The sequence below is a fragment of the Mycobacterium sp. NGS24 genome (genome assembly GCF_059813065.1).
The window spans coordinates 1-1,434 of record NZ_JCALDW010000036.1 but is presented as its reverse complement, the minus strand read 5'-3'; the positions used below and the strand labels follow the sequence as shown (position 1 = coordinate 1,434).

Sequence of the window (1,434 nt, the reverse complement as noted above, 5' to 3'; positions counted from 1 at the left end):
CATGACACTTCCTGAGTCAACCTCAGGCCGTTTGGGGCAGCAGTCTTTGTGTTCCGCCGTGCAGGTTGGGGTCGTAGGGGCGGTGGTCGCGCCAGCAGCGGTAGATGACGCGGATCCAGGCGCGGGCGAGGATGCGTACGGCGTGCGGGTGGTCATGGCCGCGAGCGCGAGCTCGGGTGTAGATGTCGGCGGCCCAAGGACTTTGGTGGCGGCTGTTGTCGGCGAAGGTGGTCAGTGCCCGGCGGAAGCGTTTGTTGCAGGCCCAGCGGAAGTGCACGGCGTATTGCTTGCCGGATGCTTTGGTTACGGGTGTAGCGCCGGCCAAGGCGGCCACTGCGTCGGGTCCGTCGTAGGCTGCCCGGGAGTCGCCCCACTCGGCGAGCACCTGGGCGGCGTTGATCTGACCCGACCTTGGCAGCGACGTGAAGATCTCGGCGTCCGGGTGCTCCCCGAGGCGGGCGATGACGGAGCGGTCGAGAGCTTTGCAGGCGGTGTTGAGGGCCTCCAGAACGGTGACCAGAGCTATCACGGCGTCAGCGACGGCGGCGGACAGGGCTGGGTCGGTTGTGCCCGCGGGAGTGCCGCGCAGCCGGCCCAGCAGATCACTGGCTGTTCGGCGACCGGAGTAGCCGTGCTTGGCCAGGAATGCGGCCAAACGTTTTTCGCCGAGGCGGGCCGCCCGGACCGCGGTGGGGTACTGCCGCAGGAACGCCAAGCTAATCGGGGATTCAACATCGGCGAAGATCGCCTTGGCGCCGGGCCAGTAGTCATCGAGCAGGGCGCTGAGTTGGTTGGTGGCCGAGACTCGCATGGCGACGATGTCGTCGCGGGTGCGCACTACGGTACGCAATGCCTTGGTCTGTGCACTGTAGGGCGCTACGGGGTCCAGCCGGTGGCGGCGCAGCCGCAGATACTCAGCGATCACCAGCGCGTCGCCAGCATCGGACTTCGCGCCGGAAAGGACTTCGCCGTCGCGCCAGGTCTTGATGGCGTTCGGGGACACCGGGATGACCGGGTGGCCGGCTTCGAGCAGCAGGTCGACCAGCCGCCCGTTGGGCCGTTCGATCCCGATCTGTACATCAGCGGGATCGCCGAATCGGGCGAGTTTGCGGATCAGCGTAGCGATGCCCTCGGCGGTGTGGTCAATCATGAACTGCGCCAGAACATTTCCTACCGCGGACAATACGCACACCGCGTGTGTGGCAGCGGCCCAGTCCAGACCGACGTAAATGGGTTCTGTGGTGCTCTTCGACAACGGATCTCCTCAGGTTGGCAGCGACGACGCGGCGAGGGGATCGACCACCGGACGGTCACTAACTGGCGCTCTGCGGCGCGTCTTCCTGATGCCGGTCTGCGACCCCGGGAGGACCGAGGGCGGCGGTGTCATGCAGGCCCTCAACGAGCGACCACCACTGGCCGTCACCTCGGCCCCCG

The 1,434-nt window shown here is 66.9% G+C and carries 2 protein-coding genes; one reads left to right on the top strand and one right to left on the bottom strand.

The window, feature by feature from the left end; translation table 11 throughout:
• Window positions 1–22: 22 nt before the first annotated feature.
• Complete coding sequence (locus AC5Y6Y_RS25710) at window positions 23–1,255, bottom strand: IS110 family RNA-guided transposase (RefSeq protein WP_499930809.1); 1,233 nt, start codon at window positions 1,253–1,255, stop codon at window positions 23–25.
• Here AC5Y6Y_RS25710 and AC5Y6Y_RS25705 point away from each other — a divergent pair.
• Window positions 1,230–1,434, top strand: a 205-nt coding sequence (locus AC5Y6Y_RS25705) for a hypothetical protein (RefSeq protein ID WP_499930811.1), incomplete at its 3' end; no start/stop codon positions are given. The genes AC5Y6Y_RS25710 and AC5Y6Y_RS25705 overlap by 26 nt on opposite strands.